At 37.8% G+C, this 25,754-nt stretch carries 23 protein-coding genes and 1 other annotated feature; of the genes, 16 read left to right on the top strand and 7 right to left on the bottom strand.

Annotation, left to right across the window (positions count from 1 at the left end):
• Position 1 precedes the first annotated feature (1 nt).
• The 5 genes from addA (at position 2) to CD31_RS07920 (ending at position 8,197) form a co-directional block, all read left to right on the top strand.
• Complete coding sequence (addA, locus tag CD31_RS07940) at positions 2-3,718, top strand: helicase-exonuclease AddAB subunit AddA (RefSeq protein WP_036076696.1); 3,717 nt, start codon at positions 2-4, stop codon at positions 3,716-3,718.
• Positions 3,719-3,800: 82 nt separating this feature from the next.
• A complete protein-coding gene (locus tag CD31_RS07935) occupies positions 3,801-4,967 on the top strand; it encodes a DUF418 domain-containing protein (protein WP_036076694.1) in 1,167 nt (388 codons plus the stop codon).
• A gap of 124 nt (positions 4,968-5,091) precedes the next feature.
• Positions 5,092-5,994: a fumarylacetoacetate hydrolase family protein gene (locus CD31_RS07930; protein ID WP_036076691.1), complete on the top strand. Its 903-nt coding sequence runs from the start codon at positions 5,092-5,094 to the stop codon at positions 5,992-5,994.
• A gap of 184 nt (positions 5,995-6,178) precedes the next feature.
• Complete coding sequence (locus tag CD31_RS07925) at positions 6,179-6,547, top strand: YisL family protein (protein WP_036076689.1); 369 nt, start codon at positions 6,179-6,181, stop codon at positions 6,545-6,547.
• Positions 6,548-6,730: 183 nt separating this feature from the next.
• Positions 6,731-8,197: an alpha-amylase family glycosyl hydrolase gene (locus CD31_RS07920; protein ID WP_036076686.1), complete on the top strand. Its 1,467-nt coding sequence runs from the start codon at positions 6,731-6,733 to the stop codon at positions 8,195-8,197.
• Positions 8,198-8,248: 51 nt separating this feature from the next.
• Here the strand turns inward: CD31_RS07920 and CD31_RS07915 are convergent, their stop codons facing one another.
• Both CD31_RS07915 and CD31_RS07910 read right to left on the bottom strand, forming a co-directional pair.
• On the bottom strand, positions 8,249-9,106 hold the full coding sequence (locus CD31_RS07915; protein WP_036076685.1) for a DegV family protein: 858 nt from the start codon (positions 9,104-9,106) through the stop codon (positions 8,249-8,251).
• Between the two features lie 142 nt (positions 9,107-9,248).
• Positions 9,249-10,058, bottom strand: a complete 810-nt coding sequence (locus CD31_RS07910) for a Cof-type HAD-IIB family hydrolase (protein ID WP_016994323.1) — start codon at positions 10,056-10,058, stop codon at positions 9,249-9,251.
• A gap of 122 nt (positions 10,059-10,180) precedes the next feature.
• Here CD31_RS07910 and CD31_RS07905 point away from each other — a divergent pair, with 122 nt between their 5' ends.
• Positions 10,181-10,945, top strand: a complete 765-nt coding sequence (locus tag CD31_RS07905) for a prolyl oligopeptidase family serine peptidase (RefSeq protein ID WP_036076683.1) — start codon at positions 10,181-10,183, stop codon at positions 10,943-10,945.
• Between the two features lie 53 nt (positions 10,946-10,998).
• Positions 10,999-11,307, top strand: coding sequence for a metal-sulfur cluster assembly factor (locus tag CD31_RS07900; protein ID WP_004227477.1), 309 nt, complete (start codon positions 10,999-11,001; stop codon positions 11,305-11,307).
• A 60-nt stretch (positions 11,308-11,367) separates the two neighbouring features.
• Here the strand turns inward: CD31_RS07900 and CD31_RS07895 are convergent, their stop codons facing one another.
• Entirely contained in the window at positions 11,368-12,054 is a 687-nt protein-coding gene (locus CD31_RS07895; protein ID WP_036076681.1) for a Crp/Fnr family transcriptional regulator, read from the bottom strand.
• Positions 12,055-12,322: 268 nt separating this feature from the next.
• Between CD31_RS07895 and CD31_RS07890 the strand changes: the two genes are divergently transcribed.
• A complete protein-coding gene (locus CD31_RS07890; RefSeq protein WP_016994326.1) occupies positions 12,323-14,449 on the top strand; it encodes an ATP-dependent Clp protease ATP-binding subunit in 2,127 nt (708 codons plus the stop codon).
• Between the two features lie 49 nt (positions 14,450-14,498).
• Here CD31_RS07890 and CD31_RS07885 read toward each other — a convergent pair whose 3' ends face one another.
• Entirely contained in the window at positions 14,499-14,693 is a 195-nt protein-coding gene (locus tag CD31_RS07885; protein WP_016994327.1) for a YjzD family protein, read from the bottom strand.
• Between the two features lie 342 nt (positions 14,694-15,035).
• On the opposite strand from CD31_RS07885, the gene CD31_RS07880 reads away from it, so the two are divergent.
• The 3 genes from CD31_RS07880 (at position 15,036) to CD31_RS07870 (ending at position 17,573) form a co-directional block, all read left to right on the top strand.
• Positions 15,036-15,974: a beta-ketoacyl-ACP synthase III gene (locus CD31_RS07880; protein ID WP_016994328.1), complete on the top strand. Its 939-nt coding sequence runs from the start codon at positions 15,036-15,038 to the stop codon at positions 15,972-15,974.
• Positions 15,975-16,004: 30 nt separating this feature from the next.
• The gene (gene fabF / locus CD31_RS07875; protein ID WP_016994329.1) at positions 16,005-17,246 is read left to right on the top strand and encodes a beta-ketoacyl-ACP synthase II; all 1,242 of its coding nucleotides are present in this window, start codon (positions 16,005-16,007) and stop codon (positions 17,244-17,246) included.
• A 105-nt stretch (positions 17,247-17,351) separates the two neighbouring features.
• Positions 17,352-17,573, top strand: coding sequence for a YuzI family membrane protein (locus CD31_RS07870; RefSeq protein WP_016994330.1), 222 nt, complete (start codon positions 17,352-17,354; stop codon positions 17,571-17,573).
• 2 nt (positions 17,574-17,575) lie between these two features.
• Here the strand turns inward: CD31_RS07870 and trpS are convergent, their stop codons facing one another.
• The gene (gene trpS / locus CD31_RS07865) at positions 17,576-18,565 is read right to left on the bottom strand and encodes a tryptophan--tRNA ligase (RefSeq protein ID WP_016994331.1); all 990 of its coding nucleotides are present in this window, start codon (positions 18,563-18,565) and stop codon (positions 17,576-17,578) included.
• Between the two features lie 105 nt (positions 18,566-18,670).
• Positions 18,671-18,892: a binding site (T-box leader), on the bottom strand.
• 491 nt (positions 18,893-19,383) lie between these two features.
• On the opposite strand from trpS, the gene spxA reads away from it, so the two are divergent.
• The 5 genes from spxA to pepF all read left to right on the top strand — a co-directional run bounded on the left by spxA (position 19,384) and on the right by pepF (position 24,061).
• Positions 19,384-19,779, top strand: coding sequence for a transcriptional regulator SpxA (gene spxA / locus CD31_RS07860; RefSeq protein ID WP_025116803.1), 396 nt, complete (start codon positions 19,384-19,386; stop codon positions 19,777-19,779).
• A 434-nt stretch (positions 19,780-20,213) separates the two neighbouring features.
• On the top strand, positions 20,214-20,882 hold the full coding sequence (gene mecA, locus CD31_RS07855) for an adaptor protein MecA (RefSeq protein WP_004227456.1): 669 nt from the start codon (positions 20,214-20,216) through the stop codon (positions 20,880-20,882).
• Positions 20,883-21,070: 188 nt separating this feature from the next.
• Positions 21,071-21,313, top strand: coding sequence for a competence protein CoiA family protein (locus CD31_RS23830; RefSeq protein ID WP_244905058.1), 243 nt, complete (start codon positions 21,071-21,073; stop codon positions 21,311-21,313).
• 25 nt (positions 21,314-21,338) lie between these two features.
• Positions 21,339-22,193 (top strand): competence protein CoiA family protein, encoded by an 855-nt coding sequence (locus CD31_RS07850; protein WP_244905057.1) that lies wholly within the window; start codon positions 21,339-21,341, stop codon positions 22,191-22,193.
• Between the two features lie 50 nt (positions 22,194-22,243).
• Positions 22,244-24,061: an oligoendopeptidase F gene (pepF, locus tag CD31_RS07845; protein WP_036076680.1), complete on the top strand. Its 1,818-nt coding sequence runs from the start codon at positions 22,244-22,246 to the stop codon at positions 24,059-24,061.
• A gap of 388 nt (positions 24,062-24,449) precedes the next feature.
• On the opposite strand, the gene CD31_RS07840 is transcribed toward pepF, so the two are convergent.
• Positions 24,450-25,259: a DsbA family protein gene (locus CD31_RS07840; RefSeq protein WP_036076678.1), complete on the bottom strand. Its 810-nt coding sequence runs from the start codon at positions 25,257-25,259 to the stop codon at positions 24,450-24,452.
• Entirely contained in the window at positions 25,252-25,659 is a 408-nt protein-coding gene (locus tag CD31_RS07835; RefSeq protein ID WP_004227447.1) for a globin domain-containing protein, read from the bottom strand. The genes CD31_RS07840 and CD31_RS07835 overlap by 8 nt, the downstream gene beginning before the upstream one ends.
• Between the last annotated feature and the right edge of the window lie 95 nt (positions 25,660-25,754).

Here is a 25,754-nt window from a genome sequence, read left to right as displayed (position 1 = left end):
CATGGTACAAACAATTCCTGTTAAGCCAGCAGATGTCACATGGACAGACGATCAGTGGAAGGCCATTTATGCTAGCGGACAAGATACACTTGTTTCGGCTGCAGCAGGGTCGGGGAAAACAGCAGTCCTGATCAATCGTATGATAGAAAAGGTTATTGCTACTGAAAATCCGATCAATGTAGATGAACTATTGGTAGTGACATTTACAAATGCCTCAGCCGCTGAAATGCGCCATCGTATGTCAGAGGCATTAGAAAAGGCGATAGCAGAAAATCCAACATCTAATCATTTAAGACGGCAGCTTAGTCTTGTTAATAAAGCACAAATCTCCACCCTGCATTCCTTCTGTTTAGCGATTGTAAAGCAGTATGCGTATTTACTTGATATCGATCCAGGCTTCCGTATCGCCAATGAAGCAGAAATCGCATTATTGAGAGATGATGTTTTAGCAGAAGTTCTAGAAGCTGCCTACGATGCTGAGGACGAGGCTCACGTACAAGCCATCTATCGTCTTGTCGATAGCTTTACCTCAGATCGTGATGATCAAGCCATCGAAACGCTGATTAGTAAACTTTATGATACGTCTCGTGTCCATGCTGAGCCTCAAAAATGGCTATGGAGTTTGCCAAAAGCATATGAACTAGCTGATGAAGTGACAATTGATGATTTAGAGCTATCTCAATACGTCAAATTAACCGTACGTCATAGCCTGGAAGAGGCATTTGTGTTAATTTCTGAAATGCGCGCAATTACATTACAGCCAGATGGACCTGCCCCCTATGCTGAAACAGCAGAGATAGATTTTGCTATGATTCAGGAAGGGATTCGCATTAGTCAAAGTGGTACATGGCAGGAGCTATTTGATTATTTTGCAACAGTTAAATGGTCTACATTAAAACGGGTATCGAAGGATGCACTAGTGAATGTAGAGCTACAGGAGCTTGCGAAGAAAAAACGAGAAGCAGCCAAAAAAATGATGAATAAAATTAAAGAGGCGTATTTTGTTCGTACGCCTGCACGACTACTCGAGGAAATAAGGTTAATGGCACCGACTATTACTACGTTAGTGGAATTGACCACTACTTTTAGTGAACAATTTCGACGAGCCAAATTAGAACGGGGAATCATTGACTTTTCAGATTTAGAGCATTATGCACTTCAAATTTTAACAGTAGAGGTAGAAGGCAAGCTGCAGCCGTCACCAGTTGCACTAGATATGAAAAAGCGTTTTAAAGAAGTACTGGTGGATGAATATCAGGATACCAATATGCTACAGGAAACCATCTTACAGCTCGTCAAAACTGGTGACGAACAAGATGGCAATCTTTTTATGGTTGGGGATGTAAAACAAAGTATTTACCGTTTCCGATTAGCTGAGCCAAAGCTTTTTATGCGAAAATATAGTGAGTATTTGGAGACACCTGATGTAACGGGTATGAGAATTGATTTAAACGCTAACTTCCGAAGTCGAAAAGAAGTATTAAATGCCACAAACTACGTTTTTGCACAAATTATGGGTGAGCGAGTTGGTGAAATTCTTTATGACGACAATGCGTCACTAAAGCCTGCTGCGCCTTATGATGAGAAAGAAATACCTGTTGAGCTGGTCGTAATGCATCCACCAGAGGAAGAAGAAGTAATAGAAGAATTGGAAGAAATAAGCAATGAGGCTAATGAGCTAGAGGAATTAAAAAAATCACAATATGAGGCACGCTTTATTATCGATCGTATCCGTCAGATGATGGAAGATGGAACAACCGTTTATGATACGAAAACAAAAACAGAGCGACCATTAAAGTATAGCGATATTGTAATATTAATGCGCTCGATGACATGGTCAACAGACTTAGTGGAGGAATTTAAGCTGGCAGGGATTCCGCTCTATGCAGAATCAGCTAAAGGCTATTTTGACGCACTTGAAGTAATGATTATGTTAAACGTCCTGAAGGTAGTCGATAATCCCTATCAGGATATCCCCTTAGCCTCTGTACTGCGCGCACCGTTTGTTGGTTTAACGGAAAATGAGCTTGCAAAAATTCGTTTAGCTGATCAAAAGGTCCCTTTTTATGATGCTTTACGACAATTTATTCGTAGTGAGGGACATGGTGTGCAAACCTCTACATTTGAAAAGCTACAACGCTTTATGCTGGCCTTTGAAAATTGGCGTGATTTAGCACGGCGTGGATCATTGTCCGATTTAATTTGGAAAATTTATTTAGATACACATTATTATGAAATGGTTGGGGCAATGCCGAATGGCAAACAGCGTCAGGCAAATCTACGCGTTTTACATGATCGCGCGTTAATGTATGAAAAAACAGCATTTCGTGGACTCTTCCGTTTTTTACGCTTTATTGATCGTATGCGTACGCGTGGCGATGATTTAGGTACTGCCAAATCAATTGGCGAAAAGGATGATGTAGTACGTCTGGTAACAATACACTCTTCCAAAGGTTTAGAATATCCAGTAGTCTTTGTGGCAGGAATGGGACGTCCGTTTAATAAAATGGATTTTCATCAGCCCTATTTGTTTGATCAAGATTTTGGACTAGCTGTTAAGGCCATTGATCCTGAAAATCGTATCACATATACATCGTTACCGTTTTTGGCATTAAAGGAGAAAAAAGAACTGGAGATGCGCGCAGAAGAAATGCGTGTCTTATATGTTGCTATGACTCGTGCGAAAGAGCGTTTGATTTTAGTAGGCTCAGTGAAGAACTGGGAGAAAACACGCGAAAGCTGGCAGGACGCGCAAAGTTTACCAATGGATGCACCGCTTCAGGAATATTTACGTGCGAGAGCAAATAGCTATTTGGACTGGGTTGGCCCAGCAGTAGCAAGGCATGCAGATTTTGCAACAGTAGCAAGCACTACTTATAAAGAAGTTGAGGATCAATCACATTGGTGGGTTCAAGCCATCGATACAAAGCATTATTCGTATGAGTTACAGGCGATGGGCGATGAAGTACAGCAAGCGTTTGCAATGCAAGAGGATGAGGACCTGCTAGCTGAAATCACGACCAGATTTCAAGCGCAGTATGCCTATCAAAAATCAACAAGAAAGCGCTCCAAAACATCTGTTAGTGAAATAAAGCGAATAGAAAATCTACAGCGCCAGGAGGAACCCGAATATTATTTTGCCTCTCCTACCAAGCAAAAGGCTTCGTCCATTGCACCTCGACCAACTTTTTTACAGGAGCAACAGCTAACAGGAGCTGAAATTGGTACAGCTGTGCACACAGTGATGCAGCATGTCCCTCAGTTTGGCTTTAGTCATATCAATGCTGTAAGAGACTTTGTAGAGGATTTAGTGGCAAGACAGCTTTTAACAGAGGCGGAGGGCAAAGTAGTTCCACAAGCGAAGATTTTTCGTTTCTTTGAGACAGAAATAGGGCAACGCTTTCAACGCGCAAGGCAGATACGTAGAGAAATGCCGTTTACGATTAGTAGAATCGATGAAGATGGTGATGCTCAAATTGTGCAAGGAATTATTGACTGCCTATTTGAGGATGAAAACGGTGATTGGATCTTGTTGGATTATAAAACGGATCGTATACAATCTCATTTTGCGCAGGAGCCTGCCCTGTCAAAGGAAATATTAGGTCGTTATGCTGTTCAGCTTCGTGTTTATAGTGAAGCCATTGAATCTATTTTACACATTAAGGTGAGCGATAAAGTATTATATTTATTCGATAATGAACAGACCATATACGCATAAAGAACTTGTTATGGCCAAAGTAGGGCAAAGTTTTTTCTTGCCCTGCCTTCACCATAGCTGCTAGTCAAGAGGAGGCTATTTTGTGGAGTTAAAACCGACAATGTTGCAGGAACGAATAGCAACATTAGATATTTTACGAGGGATTAGTTTAGTAGGTATCTTACTTGTAAATATGTATACCTTTTATTTGCCAATGCCGCATATTGATTTGGCATCATGGTTTACAACCCCATCGGATATTGTTTGGCAAAAAAATATAGATATTTATGTGCAAGGTAGCTTTTATCCGCTTTTTGCCATGCTATTTGGTTATGGACTAGCCATGCAGTGGCAAAAGGCTCAGAGCCGTGAACAAAACTTTTATACACTAGGGCTTCGGAGACTGTCCATTCTGTTTGCCTTTGGTTTTGTCCATGCTGTGCTAATTTGGTGGGGCGACATATTAATGATGTATGCATTTTGTGGCGTTTTCCTAGTGCTTTTACTACGTTTGAGTCCAATCTGGCTATTAGTGAGTGCTTTGATCATTAATGGCTTGATGCAAGTTTTTATGCTCTTTGTGGTAGGGATTGTTAATTTTAATACAAAAGTAGATGATTACTTAGATATCGTATCTGTAGAGAAGGCCATCACCGCTTATGGAACAGGAAACTGGGTAGATGCCTTTATGCAACGCTTAACAGATTTATCGACACAGGCAGGTATCGAGATGTGGTTTGTGGCACTGTTCACGATTTTACCTTATATGCTAATAGGTGCTGCTGCCTCTAAATGGCGTCTAGTAGAACGGGCTAAAGAATTGAAGTGGCTATGGCTGGCGATAGCAATTGCTGGATTGGTCATTGGTATTGGTATTAAAAGCTTATCTATTATGTTTACAAGAACATATTTACTAGATTATTTAAAGGTATACATAGGGGGGCCAGTTCTATCGGTGGGCTATATTGGGGTCATTGTGTTACTTTGCTTAGCGCCAATAATGCCAAAGCTACTTAGTCCTTTTGCTAAAATTGGACGCATGTCATTAACAATGTATATTCTTCAATCTATTATAGGTACTTGTTTATTCTACCAATTTGGCTTTGGCTGGTATGGAAAAGTAAGTGTAGAAACAGGTGTATTAATTGCTGTCGGCATTATTGTTGTGCAAATGATCATAGCAGAAATTTGGTTATCTAAGTGGAAGCAAGGGCCGTTAGAGACAATATGGCGTAAATTAACATATAAGCAAAAAGTAGAAGTGCGTTAATATATTCCTCTTCACATGCATATTTTATGAAGATATAACAACTTATAAAAATGTTGTCGCAAAAATGAGGTAATTTCTATCATATTGTTGTATTATGTAGAAAAAAGAAGGAGCTCTTTCAATCATGAAAATTTTATCATTCAAATTAGGTGGACATGTAAGCTTTGGACCAAAAGTAAAAAAAGAAGAAGCGGTATGGGATGTACTCGCTATTCAAAATGAACTTCAAGTTCTCCCTTCTTTTTCAAGTTCAATCGTGGATGGCATTGCTTTAGGCTTTGATTTTGTGGAACAGATTCGTAAATTAGTAGAAGCAGCAGAAAAATCAGATAATGCTAGTAGTTTCAAACGTGAATTTACGGAGATCGAATGGCTTTCACCAATTCCACGCACACCTAAAAATATTATGTGTATTGGTAAAAACTATGATGAACATGCAAAGGAAATGGGTGCCGAGGCAGCACCAGCGGATTTAATGGTATTTACAAAATCACCAACTGCCATTGCCGCAGATGGACAAACAATTTCCATTCATGCTGATCTTTCTTCAAAAATGGATTATGAAGGTGAGCTAGCTATCGTTATTGGTAAACGTGGCAAAAACATTCCTAAAAACTTAGCGTTTGATTATGTATTTGGCTATACAATTGCCAATGATGTAACAGCTCGTGATTTACAAGAAAAACATAAACAATTCTTCTTGGGTAAAAGCTTAGACGGTACTTGCCCTCTTGGACCATACCTTGTGACAAAGGATGAAATCCCAAATCCACAAGACTTAACGGTAGTCACTAAGGTCAATGATGAAGTACGTCAAAATGGCTCTACGAAAGATATGATGTTCTCTGTTGAATCGTTAGTATCCATCCTATCTCAGCACGTGACATTGGAGCCAGGAGATGTAATTTTAACAGGTACACCAGCAGGAGTTGGCAAAGGGATGAACCCGCCACAATTCTTAAAAGCCGGGGATACAGTAAAAGTATCTATTCAAGGAATCGGTACTTTAGTCAACCATTTTGAATAATAATAGAGAATCCGCTGAGTCCTTACTTGGCGGATCTTTTTATTATTTCCTATGAAAGTTGCTTTTCAGCGGGTTTCTAAGTCACAAATGGTGTAAATTATGTGAACACTATTGTAATGTTTGAAACCCTTTCCATCGCATGGTAGGATAGAGTTTGATAGAAAAAGAATGAGGGGGACAAACATTGAGTTTTTTAACTAGCCAAACGCATTTGCATATTACTACATGGGTAGTAGGTATTGTCATCTTTTTAATTGCAGCACTAATGGGCAAGCAATCAAAAGGCTTACATATGACATTACGTCTGTTTTATGTACTAATAATCATTACAGGTGGAGCATTATTTATCGAGGCAATGGACTATGGTCAAGGTATGCTTTACGGATTTAAATTCTTAGGTGGCATACTTGTAATTGGTATGATGGAAATGGTATTAGTGCGTCAAAAGAAAAATAAACCAACAGGTATGTTTTGGATTTTATTTGCAGTATTCTTATTAATCACTTTGTTCCTAGGATTTAAACTACCAATGGGTCAAGATTTCTTAGCATAATGATTTAAAAGTCGTGAAGTAGTAGCTTCACGACTTTTATTTTGTAAACGAAAAAGAAAAGGAAATGGACACCTTTTTGCCGTAATTCATTTCGCATTTTCTTAAAATCTTTGGAAAAGATAGCGGTGTGACAGAGTTATTTGGTAAAATGACGATGATTGGTTTGAAAGAGAGGGAAACATAGTGAAATTTAAGAAGTGGATTAGTGCAACTGCTGCATCACTTTTATTAGCAGCTTCATTCGTAGGTACCATACCAGTAGCACATGCGGATGAATCAGCGACTAGAACAATCGCAGAAGAAAGCATCTATGATTTACTCGTTGACCGTTTCTTTAATGGCTCGGGCACAAACGATTTTGATACAAATACGCAGGACCCTTCGAAATTTGCGGGGGGCGATTTTACAGGATTACAAGATAAAATGAAATTCATCGGTGAGATGGGCTATACGATTGTTTCCATTGGACCTATTTTTTCTACAGAGAAATATGATGGTTCAATGCCAACAAGCTATACTACAATCGAACGTCATTTTGGAACAACGGAAGAATTCCAAAGTATTGTAGAGGCCTACAAAGCTAAAAATATGTCTATTATGGTGGATTTTCCAATTACAAATGTGAGTCCAAATCATGAGTGGGCAAAGGATGCTTCAAAAGCAGGTTGGGTTGCATCTACGAATAATGGACAAGTACAGTGGGATTTATCGAATAAAGATGTGCAAGAGGCACTTATTCAAGCAGTAACTGATTTTGTTTCTACATATGACATCGGTGGTATTCGTTTAACAAATATTGCAGGGGCTGATACAGCGTTTATCAATAAAATGATAGCCGCTTTAAAAGAGACAAAAACATCTCTTTATGTGATTGCTAATGAAGAAAGTGATGCTGACTTTGATGCAACTTTCTCACCTGTAACGGCAGATATCTATCGAAATATATTTAAAAACGTTGATATGGATTCCTCTAAATTAATGGAACCCTTTACAGGAGAGAAACCGACACAAATTATGGTTGATTCACTTGAAACCCATCGTTTTACATTTGACTCTGCTAATGAAAATATGTTCCCACCTACACGCTTAAAAATGGCGATGGGTGCTTTATTTATGCTACCAGGGATTCCTGTCGTACAATACGGGACAGAAATTGCCATGAATGGGGAAGCAAAACCAGATACACACCAGCTTTATAACTTTAAAACGGACGAAGAACTGATTGATTACATTAAAAATGTCCAATCTTTACGCAATCAATCAGCTACTTTGCGTAATGGGGATTTTGAAGTCATTACAAATGAAAATGGCCTTCTTGTCTTTACACGTACTTCTGACGAAGAAAAGTGGGTAATCATGGTTAATAATACTGGTAAGACACAACGCGTCGACTTAACACCTGAACAACTTGGTGAAGGGAAAATGCTGAACGGTATTTTACATGAGGAAAAAGTTCGCATAAATGAAAAAGAAGTTTATCCTGTTATTTTAGACCGAGAAATGGTTGAAATTTATCAAGTTCGCAATGATGAAGGCTTAAACACTCCTTATATGGTGGCTCTTGGCTTAGTATGGGTGATCTTTATTGGCTTTGTTGTCATCATCATTAAACGAGGAAAAGTTCGACGTCAGGAGCAAGACGTCCAATAATAATAGTTCAACGAAAAAAGCATGCTAGGAGCTATCCTAGCATGCTTTTTATTAGCCTTCAAAGCTTTTGTTTGTGAAGAAAATCGCAATAGTCCCAGGTCCTACATGTGAGCCGATCGCGGAACCAATCATGGTAATTTGCACAGCTTGAGGTGAAAAACGCTCTTGGATAGAGGCTTTTGCTTCATTTGCAAAGGCAGCATCATCACTATGGCTAATACCTACGATTTTATTTGTAAAGCTGCCACCACGCTCCTGCATTAAATCTAACATACGATTAAGTGCTTTTTTTCGACCGCGCGACTTTTCAATCGGTACAAGTTTGCCATCCTCTACATTTAAAATAGGCTTAATACTAAGAAGACCTCCTAAAAAGGCACTGGCTTTGGATACACGACCACCTTTTGCAAGGTAGTCTAAGTCTTCTACTGTAAATAAATGCTCGACCTGAGGAGCAAGGGTATTTATTTTAGAGGCCATATCTTCTAAGGATACTCCTATATTTCGAAGTCGAACAGCTTCTTCCACGACGAGGCCATGTCCTAGTGAAGCGCATTTAGAGTCGATAATGACTAGTTTTAAGGAAGGATACTGCTCAAGTACCTGATTGCGAATCATTTGAGCAGTACTATATGTGCCTGATAATTCCGATGAAAACGCGATATAAATGCCTTCTTCATCGTTTTTGGCTAGCTCCTCAAAATGCTTTAAAAAGAGCTCAGGTGACACTTGTGATGTTTTTGGCTGAGCACCTTGGCGTATCGCATCATAGATCTCTTTGGAATCAATTGAAATCACATCTTCATATTCTTTGTTGTTCAATTGCACTCGTAAAGGGAGTAGCACGACATCATTTTCTTCATAGTAAGACTTTGGTAGATCACATCCACTATCCGTAAAAATCTTCATTCTCTTGTCCCCCTAATTTCAACTTACTTTTAAAGCTTTTTAGCTTTATTCAGTAGATACTCACTTTAGATAAATGGAAGGGGTACCACTGAATAAAGTTAAACTGGTAAAAATGGAATGTTAACTTGAACTTACTACTTAACTATGATAATTTCAAGCGCTCGATGAGTATTTTTGCAATTCCATCATCATTATTCGTTGTAGTTATTTCATTTGCAATGTTTTTAAGACTTGGAATACCGTTCCCCATCGCTACGCCAAGCCCAGCATATTCAATCATTTCTAAATCATTGTCTTCATCGCCAAATGCGATGATGCGCTCACGTGGGATACCTAAATCATTTGCCACATGTGCTATACCAACAGCTTTATTTAAGCCACGACGCACAATTTCAATAATATGAAGAGGCGCGCCCCAGCGACGATGCTCAATGACTTCAGCATGCACCGCCTGTAAATGATCACGTATAATTACCGAATTGGCTTCATTTGCTTGAATCAGCAAACTTGTGGGATTTTCCAAGAGGTGTGTGTATAAATCTCCAAGTGTAATTTTGGGATTGCCCATATTAAAAATATTTAAAATACGATCGTCCTCTGTGTGGACATAAATATCATCTTTTACCTCAGCGATAATATTTTCGTATTCATAACTGTTAATAGAATCAACGACATCATGTACGACACTTAAATCAATCGGTGTATGCATATGCTGCCAAGAGACATTTTTAGGATGGTGTACATATGCGCCATTAAAATTAACAATGGGTGTTGTGAGTCCAAGTTCATGATAATAAAGATCGCTTGCACGGTATGGACGTCCCGTTGCAATCATTACTTGATGCCCTTGTTCCTTAGCCTGCAATAATGTTTTTTTCGTTTTTGCTGAAATTTGTTGTTGATCTGTTAATAAAGTTCCATCTAAGTCTAATACGATTAAATGCGGTTTCATAGCTCGTTGCCCCTTTCCTATAGTTTGAATAGTATCTCTTTGTCTTTCATTCGTCAAAATTTTGTCACAGTGAAAAAAGTTTGCTAACATAAAGAATGAGACAATAGTTGGGAGTGACAATAATGTTTGTTGAAAACGAAGTGTGGGGAAATATTCCTTTATTACATATACATACAGACAATATGAATGAAGAAACCCCGGTAGTGATTTTCCTGCATGGCTTTATGAGTGCAAAAGAACATAACTTACACTATGCATACCAATTGGTGCATAAAGGGGTGCGTGTCCTATTGCCAGATGCAAAATTTCATGGTGAGCGTAGCGAAGGCCTAACGGAAATGCAAATGAACATAAATTTTTGGGACATTGTTTTAAATTCTATTCATGAAGTACAACAATTATATGATGGATTAAAGAATAAAAATTTATTAGCTAGTCATAATATTGGCATAGCAGGCACTTCAATGGGTGGCATCGTGACATCAGGCTGTCTGAAACTTTATGATTGGATACAAACAGCTGCAATATGTATGGGTGCACCTGGTTTTATTAAATTGGGTGAATACCAATTGCAACAATTCGCTAAAAGTGGAGTTAACTTTCCTATGTCAGAGGAAGACGTTGAAAAAATTAATGATGTCCTTGCTACATATGATGTCAGTTTAACACCAGAAAAATTCGCGGGTCGCCCTGTGTTCTTTTGGCATGGAGAATTAGATAAAACAGTTCCTTTCCACGAAACGTATAAATTTTATGAAACATTACGGGAATACTATCAAGCAAACCCTGAATATTTAAAGTTTATGGTGAACAAAAGGGCTGGCCATGCTGTCCCGCGTGACGGTATGCTGGCAGCAACAGCATGGCTTGCACAGCATTTGGCATAACAGGATGCATCTGCTATGATAAGGTTAACACTATGATGGAAGGAGAAATACAAATGGATCAGGATATGAAAGATAGCATGTTAGGTGCTTTAGAAAATGTAATTGACCCTGAGCTTGGCATTGATATCGTCAACTTAGGTTTAGTATATGATGTGGAATTAGATGATGAAGGTGTCGCAACTGTTACGATGACACTAACATCTATGGGCTGTCCACTTGGTCCAGTCATTGTGGATCAAGTGAATACGGCGTTAGGTGAACTTCCTGAAGTGAAAAGTACAAATGTTAATATTGTGTGGAATCCACCTTGGTCAAAAGATAAAATGTCACGCTATGCAAAAATGGCATTAGGCGTACGTTAAAATGGCATATTTAAAACCCTGCTTATTGAAAAATAAGCAGGGTTTTTGCTTGTAACGAAACTAATCGATACGGCATATTTGTAATGGACAATTTTCACAGGCAATTTCATTTTTTAAAAATTGTAAATCATGAATGGTAATAAATCCTTTATCAAAAGTGATAATCTCATGTTTTTTTAAATCATTCAGCATACGATTAATCATTTCCCGACTTGTCGCACACAAATTTGCAATTTCTGTATTTGTTAGCTGAAAATCAATAAAAATCGAGTCATTTTCTACAGGTTTACCATACGTATTAGAAAGTCGAATGAGCGTTGAAAATAGAGCGCCTTTTTTACCGTTTAACACTAAATCGCGCAAACGACTCTGATGCTTTAAGTTTTCTGTTTGCAACCACTTCATGTATTCCACCATGACCGTAGGCTGCTCTTCTAGTAAATGCTCCAAAGATTTACGACTCAAAACATACAACGTAGAGGGTTCTAAAACTTTGGCAGTCATCGAATTATAGACAAGATTACAAAATAATGAACCTTCTCCTATTATGCTGTCAGGGCCACAAATACGAATGGTTAATTCCTTGCCGGTCTCAGATTCTTGGCTAATCGAAATAACACCTGATTGGATGTAATAAATTTCTTTTGCCCGTTCACCCTCTAGAAAAATTTTATTTCCTTTACTCACTTTGATAAAAACACCGTGCTTTTGAAAAAGCTCCTTAATTTTTTCAAATATATTATCCATTAAAACCATATCTCCAACACATCGCTTTCTTTTTGTAATAAATGGCGATTATTACAAAAGGATAGTGGATTTCGATACTAAAACACAGAAACATATCATTATTATAACGTAAACTTCCATAATAAGTGAAAAATTTTTAGTGCGATTTCTTTGCTAAGCATTGTCGAGTGATGTAAAATTAAGTTAGTCAAAGAAGGTCAAACTTTTTTAAATGAACTAGAGTGGGTATATAAATAATGAGAAACATGAAAGTAAAGGAGTGTTAGCTATGCAATTTCAACAAACAGACAATAAAAAACCATTAGAGCAATTTGGACGCAATTTAATTGAAGAAGTGAAAAACGGCAAGATGGACCCTGTTATCGGGCGTGATGAAGAAATCCGAAATGTTATTCGTATTTTAACACGCAAAACGAAAAATAATCCTGTATTAATTGGTGAACCAGGAGTTGGTAAAACGGCAATTGTGGAAGGTTTAGCACAGCGTATTGTAAAAGGTGATGTACCAGAAGGCTTGAAAGAATGCGTATTATATGAACTAGATATGAGTGCGTTAATCGCTGGTGCTAGTTATCGCGGACAATTTGAAGAACGCTTAAAAGGTGTGCTAAAAGAAGTAAAAGATTCAGAAGGACAAATCATTCTATTTATTGATGAAATTCATACGATTGTAGGCGCAGGAAAAACAGATGGTGCCATGGATGCAGGAAATATGCTAAAACCTATGCTAGCACGTGGTGAATTACACTGTATTGGTGCTACTACATTAGACGAATACCGTATGTACATTGAAAAAGATCCTGCATTAGAACGCCGATTCCAGCAAGTACTAGTGCGTGAGCCTTCTATAGAGGATACTGTATCCATTTTACGCGGTTTAAAAGAACGCTTTGAGTTACATCACGCAGTACGTATTCATGACAGAGCCATTGTTGCGGCAGCAGAACTATCCAACCGCTATATTACAGAACGATTTTTACCCGATAAGGCCATTGATTTAATTGATGAGGCTTGTGCAATGATTCGTACTGAAATTGATTCTATGCCACAGGAGTTGGACGCAGTCACACGTCGTATTATGCAGCTTGAAATTGAGGAACAGGCATTGCGTAAGGAAAAGGACGAGGCAAGTAAAAAACGTCTAGAGCAATTACGCGAAGAATTAACAAAGTTAAAAGAATCCTCTGAGGGCATGCGACAACAATGGGAAGCAGAAAAAGAAAAGCTACACGATATTCAGAAAAAACGAGAAACATTGGATAAATATCGTCGTGATCTAGATGAGGCAGAAAGTAAATATGATTTAAATAAAGCTGCTGAATTACGTCATGGTAAAATTCCAACACTTGAAAAAGACATTCAGGCACTTGAAAAGGAATTAGAGAACGGTGCAGAGTCTCGTATTTTACGTGAAGAGGTAACAGCAGATGAAATCGCAGCAATTGTTTCACGCTGGACAGGAATCCCTGTAACAAAATTAGTAGAGGGTGAGCGTGAAAAACTCTTACGTTTAAAGGATACATTACATGAACGTGTGGTTGGACAAGATACAGCTGTTCAATTAGTGACAGAAGCTGTATGGCGTGCACGTGCAGGTATCAAAGATCCACACCGACCGATTGGTAGCTTTTTATTCTTAGGTCCAACAGGTGTAGGTAAAACAGAGCTTGCCAAGGCACTTGCTGCACAGTTATTTGATTCAGAGGAGCACTTTATTCGTATTGATATGAGTGAATACATGGAGAAGCATAGTGTGTCTCGACTTGTTGGGGCGCCTCCAGGCTATGTGGGCTATGAGGAAGGTGGACAACTAACAGAAGCCGTTCGCCGAAATCCTTATTCTGTGGTGCTACTAGATGAGATTGAAAAAGCTCATCCTGATGTGGCGAACATTTTATTGCAAATCTTAGATGATGGACGTATTACAGATAGTCAGGGACGAATGGTGAATTTTACAAATACAGTGGTCATTTTAACTTCGAATATTGGCTCTAGTTATTTAATGGAAGCAAAAGAAAATGATGCAGCTGTGGAGGACTTAGTCATGTCAGCCCTAAGACAACATTTTAAACCAGAGCTATTAAACAGAATGGATGATATCATCTTCTTCCATGCTTTAACTACTAAACATTTTACGGCGATTGCTTGGAAGTATGTAGAGCAATTGATTAAGCGTGTCGCAGAGCAAGAAATTACTTTATCTGTCGAGCAAGAGGTCATTGATTGGGTAGTAGAGCAAGGAGCAGATGCCCAATTTGGAGCAAGACCACTAAAGCGCTTTGTACAGCGACATATTGAAACAGCCGTTGCTAAAGAACTTTTACGTGGAGAAGTTTTACCAGGGGAGACATTGCATGTGAAAATGCGTGATGGTCAATGTGTTGTGGAAAAATAACAGAAAAAACCTGTTCGGCATGGTGCTGAACAGGTTTTTTCTAGCTGAATTAATGATGGTCTGCAGCTTCTGGTGTAGGGTCGTTTGGAATGATCGCTCCAATAATAAAGATAAGGATGGAGAATACAACAGAAACGATTGCCCCAGTTTGGAAATTAAATGGTACACCAAGTACAGAGCTGACTACGTAGTTTAACATAGAAACTAGTAGGAATGACCATATGAACGTTACGATATATTGCATTAATTTCACCTCAACCGAACTTTTTTCATCATAAGGTTTTACTCATATTCATTATCATATCATAACATAAATCAAAAAAAAATGAACCATTTATGTGAAACATGGCGATTTTGTCACAACAAATATGAGATTTTGCATTTTAGTGATGTAAAGTATTTAGGGACGGCTCTGAAATAGGGGGAATCGCTCCAAAAAAGAGAACTCCATCTCATAAAATTCCTATAATCAACCACGACCCTTCTATACATTAATTTTAAATCATCTTGCGTCATTCCTTTTATATGCGTTATAATTATGACCAGTTACTAATAATTGATAGTAAGAAAGCTGAGGGGTTGCTATATGAACGCTGGTATTATAGGAATAGGCAAATATGTTCCTGAGAAGGTCGTTACAAATTTTGATTTGGAAAAAATCATGGATACTTCGGATGAATGGATTCGTACTCGAACAGGCATTGAAGAACGTCATTTTGCGGCAGATGATCAGGAAACTTCAGATTTGGCAGTAGCTGCTGCAAAAGAAGCTATTGCAAATGCGGGTATTACGCCTGAGGAAATTGGTTTAATTCTTGTAGCAACTGTCACACAGGATCAAACTTTTCCAAGTGTAGCTTGTATGGTTCAGGAACAACTCGGAGCAGTAAATGCTGCAGCAATGGATCAAGCAGCAGCATGTGCAGGATTTATATATAGCTTAGTGACAGCAAAGCACTTTGTTGAGGCAAATGCTTATAAATATGTCTTAGTAGTAGGTGTTGAAAAGCTGTCGAAAGTAGTTGATTGGGAAGATCGCAATACAGCTGTATTATTTGGCGATGGTGCCAGTGCAGCTATCGTTGGGCAAGTCTCTGAAGGTAGAGGTATTTTATCATTTGAACTTGGCGCTGACGGAACAGGCGGAAAGAATCTTTATTTAACGAAGCAAGACACAATAGCGATGAATGGTCGTGAGGTGTTTAAATTTGCGGTACGTCAAATGGGTGAATCGGCTGTTAATGTATTAGAAAAAGCAGGATTAACAAAAGAAGACGTTGATTTCTTAGTGCCACATCAGGCAAATATACGTATTATGGAATCTGCTCGTGAGCGTTTAGAGCTACCACCAGAAAAAATGTCAAAAACGATTCATAAATACGGAAATACTTCAGCAGCATCTATTGGTATTTCCTTGGTAGATGAGCTCGAAGCAGGTAAGATTAAAGAGGATGATTTATTAGTCCTTGTAGGTTTTGGTGGCGGCTTAACATGGGGTGCCGTAGCCATGAGATGGGGAAAATAAGTAGGAAAAATGCTTGAGGGGAGTAAGACAATGAGTAAAAGACGAGTAGTAATTACAGGAATTGGCGCAGTTACACCACTAGGAAATAGCATCGAAGAAACATGGGCAAACATTAAAGCTGGTAAATCTGGCATTGGTGAGCTGACACGTTTAAATAAAGACCTTTTTGCAGCAAAAATTGCTGCAGAAGTGAAGGACTTTGATATTGAAAAATACATTGATCGTAAAGAAGCACGTAAAATGGATCGTTTCACACAATACGCATTAGCTGCTTCGATTATGGCAATGGAAGACGCACAGCTAACAATTGATGAAGAGCTAGCTCCACGTGCAGGTGTATGGATTGGTTCTGGTATCGGTGGAATGGAAACATATGAACAACAATTTTTAACATTCCAAGAGCGTGGTGCAAGACGTGTTAGCCCATTCTTTATCCCAATGATGATTCCTGATATGGCTTCAGGTCAAGTATCCATTCATTTTGGTGCAAAGGGAATTAACTCTTGTTCTGTAACGGCATGTGCTTCAGGTACAAACTCTATTGGGGATGCCTTTAAAGTAATTGAACGTGGAGATGCTGATGTCATGATTTCGGGTGGTGCTGAATCACCAATCGTAACAATGGCTGTGGCAGGCTTCTGTGCCAATACAGCATTATCATTAAATCAAGATCCACAAGCAGCATGTCGCCCATTCGATAAAAACCGTGATGGCTTTATTATCGGAGAAGGAGCGGGTATCGTTATTTTAGAAGAATATGAACATGCAAAAGCTCGTGGTGCAAAAATCTATGCTGAAGTTTTAGGTTATGGTGCAACAGGCGATGCACATCATATTACGGCTCCAGCTCCAGAGGGTGAAGGCGCAGCGCGTGCCATGACGCAAGCATTAACAGATGGTGGTGTAGCGCCATCACAAGTTGATTATATTAATGCACATGGTACGAGTACGCCATACAATGATTTATTCGAAACACAAGCTGTTAAAACTGCATTCGGTGATCATGCGTATAACCTTGCTATGAGCTCTACAAAATCTATGACAGGTCACTTATTAGGCGCAGCTGGTGGTGTGGAAGCTATTTTCACAGCATTAGCTCTTAAAGAAGGGATCTTACCACCTACAATCAATTTAAAAGATCCTGATCCTGAATGTGATTTAGATTATGTTCCAAACGAAGCAAGAGAAGCAAATATTCAATATGCAATGAGTAATTCTCTTGGTTTTGGTGGTCACAATGCAAGTCTTCTATTCAAAAAATATGAAGCATAATATGTAAACATAAAAAACGTCAGCCGAATTTAAATGGCTGACGTCTTTTTTTATAGTTTTGTGAATAAATGATAAGTAAGAAGAAGTAGAAAGGATGCCACTACTATGTTTCGTCTCTTTTTATTTTTAGTAAGTTATGGCTTAATGATCCTCTCAGTAGGGAATCTTATATTGTATTTAAATTACCGCACACTAGGTTATTCATGGAAGGTTGTTTTCAAATTTATTTTTCAAACAACAGAATTTTATATGGCAGTAGGAGCCTGTATTATCATCTGCGCAGTTGTGCTTGATTTAGGCTTTGATCGTTCCTCAGACAAGCCATAAGTTCAGCGACGTGCGCGACCAAGACCCATAGCATCTTCCATACGTTTTAATGTAGCGCTAGCAATCGCATTCGCCTTTTCAGCACCTTCATCTAGAATGACATCTAATTCTGATGATTCTACTAGATGATAGAATTTTTCTTGAATAGGTGTTAAGTGTTCGATTACGGCTGTTGCTACACCCTGCTTGAATCCACCATAGCCAATTCCCTCATATTTTTTGACTAAATCTTCAATGGCTACTCCTGAAATAGCCGATTCGATTGTCAATAAATTTGAAACACCTGGTTTATTTTCCACGTCAAATGCAACGATACCGTCAGAGTCTGTTACAGCTGATTTAATTTTTTTCTCAATGTCTTTCGCAGTATCTAATAAACGGATTGTTGCTTTCGTGTTTGGATCGGATTTACTCATTTTCTTAGTTGGCTCTTGTAAGGATTTAATGCGTGCACCTGCTTTTGGTAATTGAATTTCTGGAATCGTTAAAACATCACCAAAACGTTTGTTAAAGCGTTCTGCAAGATCACGAGTTAGCTCAATATGCTGCTTCTGATCATCGCCGACAGGGACTATATTTGTATTATAAAGTAGAATGTCCGCAGCCATTAGCGGTGGATATGTTAAAAGTGCAGCAGATACGCTTTCCTTACCATGTGATTTATCTTTGAATTGTGTCATACGTTCTAGCTCACCGATAGACGCAACGCACTGTAACATCCATCCTGCCTGAGCATGTGCTGGCACCTCTGATTGAATGAATAACGTAGACTTTTTAGGGTCAATGCCAGTAGCAATATAAGTAGCAGCAAGCTTACGAATACTTTCTCGTAATTCTTTAGGATCTTGTGCAACAGTGATGGCATGTTGATCAACGATACAATAAATAGCATTTCCTTCATCTTGTAGTGCTGGGAACTGCTTGAATGCTCCTAAATAGTTCCCTAAAGTTACGATACCTGTAGGCTGTACGCCAGAAAAAATTGTTGTCATTAAAATTTCCTCCTCGAATTCAATTTCTGTGACATTTTGTCAGCAGCGTTGTCTTCACTGATGAAGACAAAAAAACATCATGCGTCCTCATTAGATTTTTTCTAATGAAGGGACGAATGATGTTTGAATCCGCGGTACCACCCAGCTTGCCTAGAAAGGCCACTCAGCTTCGTAACGTGAAGGGACGAGCTTTGCTAATAGCTTCAAGTAGCGTTCACAAAGCTAACTCGGAAGTCCATTCCACATGCATCCACGATCTGTTTGCAGCAACCACAGACTCTCTATACGTGAATTAGCATATGTACTACTCTTCGTCAGCGTTTTTCTCAATTTAAATTGTTCAAATTGATTTGATTGCAAAAAATTATATTATAAAGATTCCTTTGTGTAAAGTCAGACTTTTGACGGTGTTTTTTTTCGAGAAAAAATTATATGCTTTTTTTGTTATGTAATTTTGTTATAAATTTATATTTTTTTATTAAAAAATTATTGAGGTGTACACGTCGGAATGACAATTTTCTCGTTTATTTTTCTTAAATGAGAACAACTAAGATAGATGTTTGGATGTTTAAAATGCTCTAAAAGTGGGAATGGTAGTAGTAGCACATAAGCTTGAAGAAAATACACTACATTAAAAAGCTGTATAAATAGACAGAATATTTAGGGATAGGTTCAGACTTTTTTTATTGGAACTATATTCAAATACAGCAGAGTACTGTATAATGGTACTGTGTATTTTACATTACATTAATTCTAATTTAACACACTGGTTCTGGTTTATAGATAATGATTTTGAAATGAAAGGATGTGTCAGAATGATCGTAACCCTATTTACATCACCAAGTTGTACCTCTTGTCGTAAAGCGAAAGCTTGGTTAGAGGAGCACGAAATTCCATATACAGAACGTAATATATTTTCTGAACCACTCAGCATTAGTGAAATAAAAAAAATTTTACGTATGACAGAAGACGGAACAGATGAAATTATTTCTACTCGTTCGAAAATATTCCAAAAATTAAATGTGGACGTTGAAAGTTTACCATTACAGCGTTTATATGAATTAATTCAGGAATATCCTGGATTATTACGTAGACCAATCATTTTAGATGAAAAACGTCTGCAGGTTGGCTACAATGAAGATGAAATTCGTCGTTTCTTACCTCGAAAAGTTCGAGCATATCAATTACAAGAAGCGCAACGAATGGTGAATTAAACCTTTCTTTTCTGAATAATATATGTAATAGATGTTACAAATGTGGAATACATGTTGTGACATCTTTTTTTTATGTTTTACTTCTGTAAAACCTTCTATATGAAGTATAATAATTAATAGGGAAAAGTCATATATTTCCGTAAAAGTATGTTAAACTTGATTTAAGTTAAATAGTTTACTACAATTTCAATAATTCAAATATCTTCTGTGAAACGGTGTATATCCTTTTCATTTTATGACAGAACAGCATACAATAGAGTTAGAGACAACTGTGAACACAAAAACTCATGTTTATGGTTACTCGATGGTTTTACTGTAGTGTGGTCAAAGGTTGAAAAACAAATGCAGTATGAAGGTTAAAAACAAAGAATAAAAGCATACTAATGAAACAAAACTGTTTTTCGACATATGACAGTGAAGGGAGATGAGGTCTAGTGGACATCGAACGTGTAAATGAAAATACACTCAAGCTCTTTATTACGTACAATGATATAGAGGATCGCGGCTATAGTCGTGAAGAAATTTGGTACAATCGAGCAAAGGGTGAACAACTTTTTTGGGATATGATTGATGAAGTAAACACGGAGGATTATTTTGATGTAGAGGGTCCGATTTGGATTCATATCAATGCTTCTGAAGTAGGCTTAGAAATCATTGTCACACGTGCACATATTTTAAAAGACGGTGAAACATTAGATGGTCATTCGAATTTTGATGAACACAAAGATATGTTTGCGCCATTCGATGAAGTTGGAGAGGATCTTCTTAGCCAACTAACTCAATTTGGTGACATGGATGAGTCAGAATTATTTATGGATACAGACATTTATGTTTATAAATTTAAAGATATTGATGAGTTAATCCCTGTCGCAAAACGAATGACAGATGAATTAGTGGATTCCTCATTATTCAAATATGAAAATTGGTACTATCTAGTTGTTGATTTCGGAAACGCAGATGAGGATTTAAATCGTCATGATAGAAATGCAGTTATCAAGGAATTTTTAACACCATCCAATTTTACAATTCATCGTCTAGAGGAGTACGGTGAAAAGATTATGGAATTCAATTGCTTTGAAACAGTGCGAAAATACTTTGCATAGGCAATGAACCACTAATTATTTTAGACTGTAGTGAAACTCGTAAATGAATCGAGTTCACTACAGTCCTTTTTTTATGCTTTCAACATCACAGAAATAACATCGCATTTTTAAAATTTCAAGAAAAAACTGCTTTATTTTTGTTAGTGAAAATCCATTCCATTATAGTTGTTAAAAAAGGAGCTGATTATATGCTTATTGCCTATAACAATCAACAGCAACTATTTCTCCCATATCAATATACGAGGAAAGCTTTGCAGCGATATAGGCGGCAGATGAAATTTTTTTGCCCTCAATGTTTAGAACAAGTTCAATTGAAAATAGGTAACTATAACATTCCTCATTTTGCGCACTTCACAAAAAACCAATGTTCACAGCTATTCGCAGAAGGTGAATCTACATTACATTTACAAGGTAAAATACAATTATTATGAATGGCTCAAAAAGCATGGACATCAGGTGAAATTAGAGCCCTATTTAAAAGAGCTTTCTCAGCGACCTGATTTGCTCGTTACGATAGATGAGGAGCAGTTCGCAGTTGAATTTCAATGTAGTTCAATCTCTCATGAAAAATGGCGACAACGAACAATGGGCTATGAAAGAAACGATATACAAGCAATTTGGCTATTTCAAACTCCACAAAGCAAAGAATCCACCAACGGCATCAGAAAAATTAGAATCTCTCCATTGCTTCAAAAAGCGTTTATAACAACGACAACAGGCTTGCCTTATTTACTAACATACAACGCGGGGACAGCCCAATTTATTTATTGGACGAATCTTCTTCATGTTCACGGGCATACTTTCATAGGTAAAGTACAGAAAATTCCGATCGATCAACAACTTTTTCCTTTTTATATACCTCAACGTATTACTCAAGAAGAATTTCAACGCTATTGGCAGCTCTATAAACAGAGTTGTAGGCAATTTGCGTCTAATCGTCTTTTACATAGCAAGAAGGGAGCACAAGATCCATTTTTACGTAATTGCTATGAATTAAATCTTTCTCTTACTGCGATGCCGCCTTACATTGGGATTCCAGTGAGAGAAGGAGCATCTATCTCTTTGTTCACGAGTGAATGGCAAACGATGCTAGTATATTTTAGTAAACAATTAGGACGTCAACCATTTGAATTAACAAGGGGACAGATGGAAAATTTTTTATGTCAGCATCAGCTAGAAGTAACCGAACAAGCAGTAAGGGCTATTCAAAATTATGGGCATCTACTTAAGCGTATGAACCATGAAGATGATTTACTAGATAATTGTGAGCAAGTCTATGTACATTTATTTGCAATTGCCACAATATACTGAGAAAATATGAGAGTAAAAGGAAAAAAGCACATATAAAGGGGGCTGGCATAATGGCTAGTAACAGTAATCAGGTTTTGGTTAGAAAAGAAGTACCAGAAGAATTAACATGGCGCTTAGAGGATATCTTTGCAACAGATGCAGCTTGGGAAGAAGAATTGAAGGAGGTTGCAGAGCTTGCTAAACAAGCACCTAGCTATGCAGGTACTTTAAATAATGGGGCAGAAGCATTATTAGCAGCTTTGCAGTATCATGATCATATATATGAACGTGCAATGAAGCTCTACACATATGCTCATATGCGTTATGATCAAGATACGACTAATAGCTTTTATCAAGATATGAACAGCCGTATACAAACATTGGCAACGAGTATCTCAGCTGGCCTTTCCTATTTAACGCCAGAAATCCTGTCATTAAATGAAGAAACGATTGAGGGCTACTTAGCAGAAAATCAAGACCTACAACTATATAAGCAATCTTTAAAAGAAATTACGATGGCACGTCCACATGTGTTACCAGCTGAACAGGAGGCATTACTAGCACAAATGTCTGAGGTAACGGGTTCAGCATCTAATACGTTTAGCATGTTAAATAATGCCGACATGGTATTCCCTCATGTGAAAAATGAAGAGGGGGAAGAAGTACAACTTACACATGGTAACTATATCAAGTTTTTAGAGAGCAAGGATCGCTCTGTACGTGAAGGCGCATTTAAAGCGATGTACGAAACGTATGGCAAGTTTAAAAATACGTTCTCGGCTACGCTAACTGGTAATGTGAAGAAGCATAATGTAAGTGCTCGAATTCGTCATTATGAATCTGCACGCCACGCTGCCATGTCTAATAACTTCATCCCGGAAACTGTCTATGATCAACTTGTGGAAACAATTCATAAGTATTTACCAGCTATGCAACGTTATATTTCGTTGCGTAAGAAATTATTGGGCGTAGACGAATTGCATATGTGGGATTTATTTGCGCCACTTGTTAAAGAGGTGGAAATGAAGGTTTCCTATGATGAGGCGAAAGATATTTTAGTAAAAGCTTTAGCTCCATTAGGGGAGGAATATCAAAGCATCGTTCAAAACGGACTGGATAACCGTTGGGTCGATGTTTTAGAAAATAAAGGGAAGCGTAGTGGAGCCTATTCATCAGGCGCATATGGTACGAATCCGTATATTTTAATGAATTGGCAAGACAATGTGAACAATTTATTTACATTAGCACATGAATTCGGCCACAGTGTTCATAGTTATTATTCACGAAACAACCAGCCATTTGTTTATGGAGATTATTCTATTTTTGTGGCAGAGGTAGCGTCTACTTGTAATGAAGAGTTATTAAATGACTATTTACTGAAAACAATTGATGACCCACAACAAAAGATCTACTTATTAAATCATTGGTTAGATGGTTTTAGAAGTACGGTATTCAGACAAACAATGTTTGCAGAGTTTGAACATCTTATTCATGAAATGGATAAGAACGGTGAGTCGTTGACAGCAGATCGTTTAACAGAAGTTTATTATGAATTAAACAAAAAGTACTTCGGTGATGATATGGTAGTGGATGAGGAAATTGGCTTAGAATGGGCTCGTATCCCACACTTCTACTATAATTACTATGTTTATCAGTATGCGACGGGTAAATCCGCCGCTACAGCATTGAGTAAACAAATTTTAGAGGAGGGTGCACCAGCTGTAGAACGTTATATTAATAACTTCTTAAAAGCAGGATGCTCTGATTTCCCTATTGAAGTATTAAAGGCAGCAGGCGTTGATATGAACGAGGCTAAGCCAATCGAAGATGCATGTAAAGTATTTGAAGAACGTTTAAACGAACTGGAGAAATTATTGTTGAATAACTAATTGATTGGGCTATAGGAATGTTCCTATAGCCCGTTTTTTTTATAACAGCATAATTGAAAAGGAAAGAATAATGATTTTTTTTGATTTATAAATAGGTTTAAAGTGTGCATCTTGGAAAAATACTGTTTGTAATCGCTTTCTATTTGACAAATTTGTGAATCTAGTATTGGTTTCATTGCTAAATATATTATTCCGTGATAGAGTAATTCTTGTGAAATAAATCACAAAACAAACATACACCCCTTTGTTTGAACGTGAACATTTCTCCCATCCCCTTTGTGAAAAAGAAGCGTCTCTATCGGTCGAGGATAGAGGCGCTTCTTTGTATTTTGCGTTATCTTAAAAAGGGACTCCATCATGATGACTGGAGTCCCTTTGGTTTATTGTATTATTTAAGACGCCATAACGTAGCGTGAGTAGTCTGGATTCGTTCGATCTTTTGTTGCAGCATACGTTTCTTTAGTTCACGCTCTGCTGCTTGCTCTGTTAATGAATAGATAAAAGCTATTTCATTAGTAGAAAGAGTATGGAATTTAGAAAATAAGTCCTCTATTGATGGTAATGGCTGACGAACAAGCTGTTCATTCAGCATTTCTTGTAAAATATGTTCATAAACTTCATAGGAATAGCTACCACTAACTTTTAGTCCCTCATCTTCAATACATTCATTGAAAAATACGATACTTGGTACTTCTTCCACTTCCATTTCGCGTTTAATATATAAATCGCATTGGAAAGCACGTGCTGCCTCCTTAGAACCAAAGTCAACAGTAAACTCATTCATATCGAGTTGAACATCCTCAGCTATTTTTAAAAGCGTTGCATAGGAGTTTACATCTTGATGACTTAATAATACATATTCTTGTAGTTTTGATAAATAACGTGCACCTGCACGCTTCCCCTGTAATTCAGCGGCTTTAATAGCGATAGAAGGTAAAACAGGGTGATTAATATCAAGTTCGATTCCTGAAATACAACCTTTGACACGTTTACTTAAGCAGTTTAAAGAAGTAAGTTCTGTGCTTAAAACAAAGCGCCATGTGAAGTAATGGTTGTATTCAAGCTGTAATTTACGAAGAGTTGCTTGCATGCTGAAAGCTTCAGGGCAAAGTGGATCTACGAAAATATACAATTCAATTGGCTTGTTTGCAGTAGAAATCGTTGGCGTTGGCTCTTGCAACATTTGAATATTATTCACGTAACAATTCCCCCTCATCGTCATTTGGCGTATTAACCATGTGATGAGCTGTTAATACTAAACGTTGATAATAAGTTTCACGGAACTTCCCTTCCAAACCTACCTCATCCATTGCTTCTGACATACACTCTAGCCAAGCTTGAGCGCGGTCAGGTGTAATAGGAAAATTCATGTGACGTGCACGCATCATTGGATGACCATGTTCTTCAGTAAAAAGATTTGGACCCCCTAAATACTGTGTTTGAAATTGAATTTGTTTACGGGCTGTTTCTGTTAAATCCTTTGGAAAGATTGGAATAAGATCAGGATGCTGAGCAACTCTTTTATAGAACGCATGAATGAGTTCTGACAGTTTTTCAGCTCCCAGCTCCTCATAAGGAACAGTGTATTTTCGACTCATAAGTTATATGCTCCTTTAATTCTTTATATCGTAAAGTACCATATTGTATACTTCATCCTCATCAAAATGTGAAATTCTTGTGACTACCTTCATTC

The organism is Lysinibacillus boronitolerans JCM 21713 = 10a = NBRC 103108 (assembly GCF_000772935.1).
GTDB classification, from domain to species: domain Bacteria; phylum Bacillota; class Bacilli; order Bacillales_A; family Planococcaceae; genus Lysinibacillus; species Lysinibacillus boronitolerans.
The sequence above is the reverse complement of the archived record's forward strand: the minus strand, read 5'-3'. Positions and strand labels throughout refer to the sequence as shown.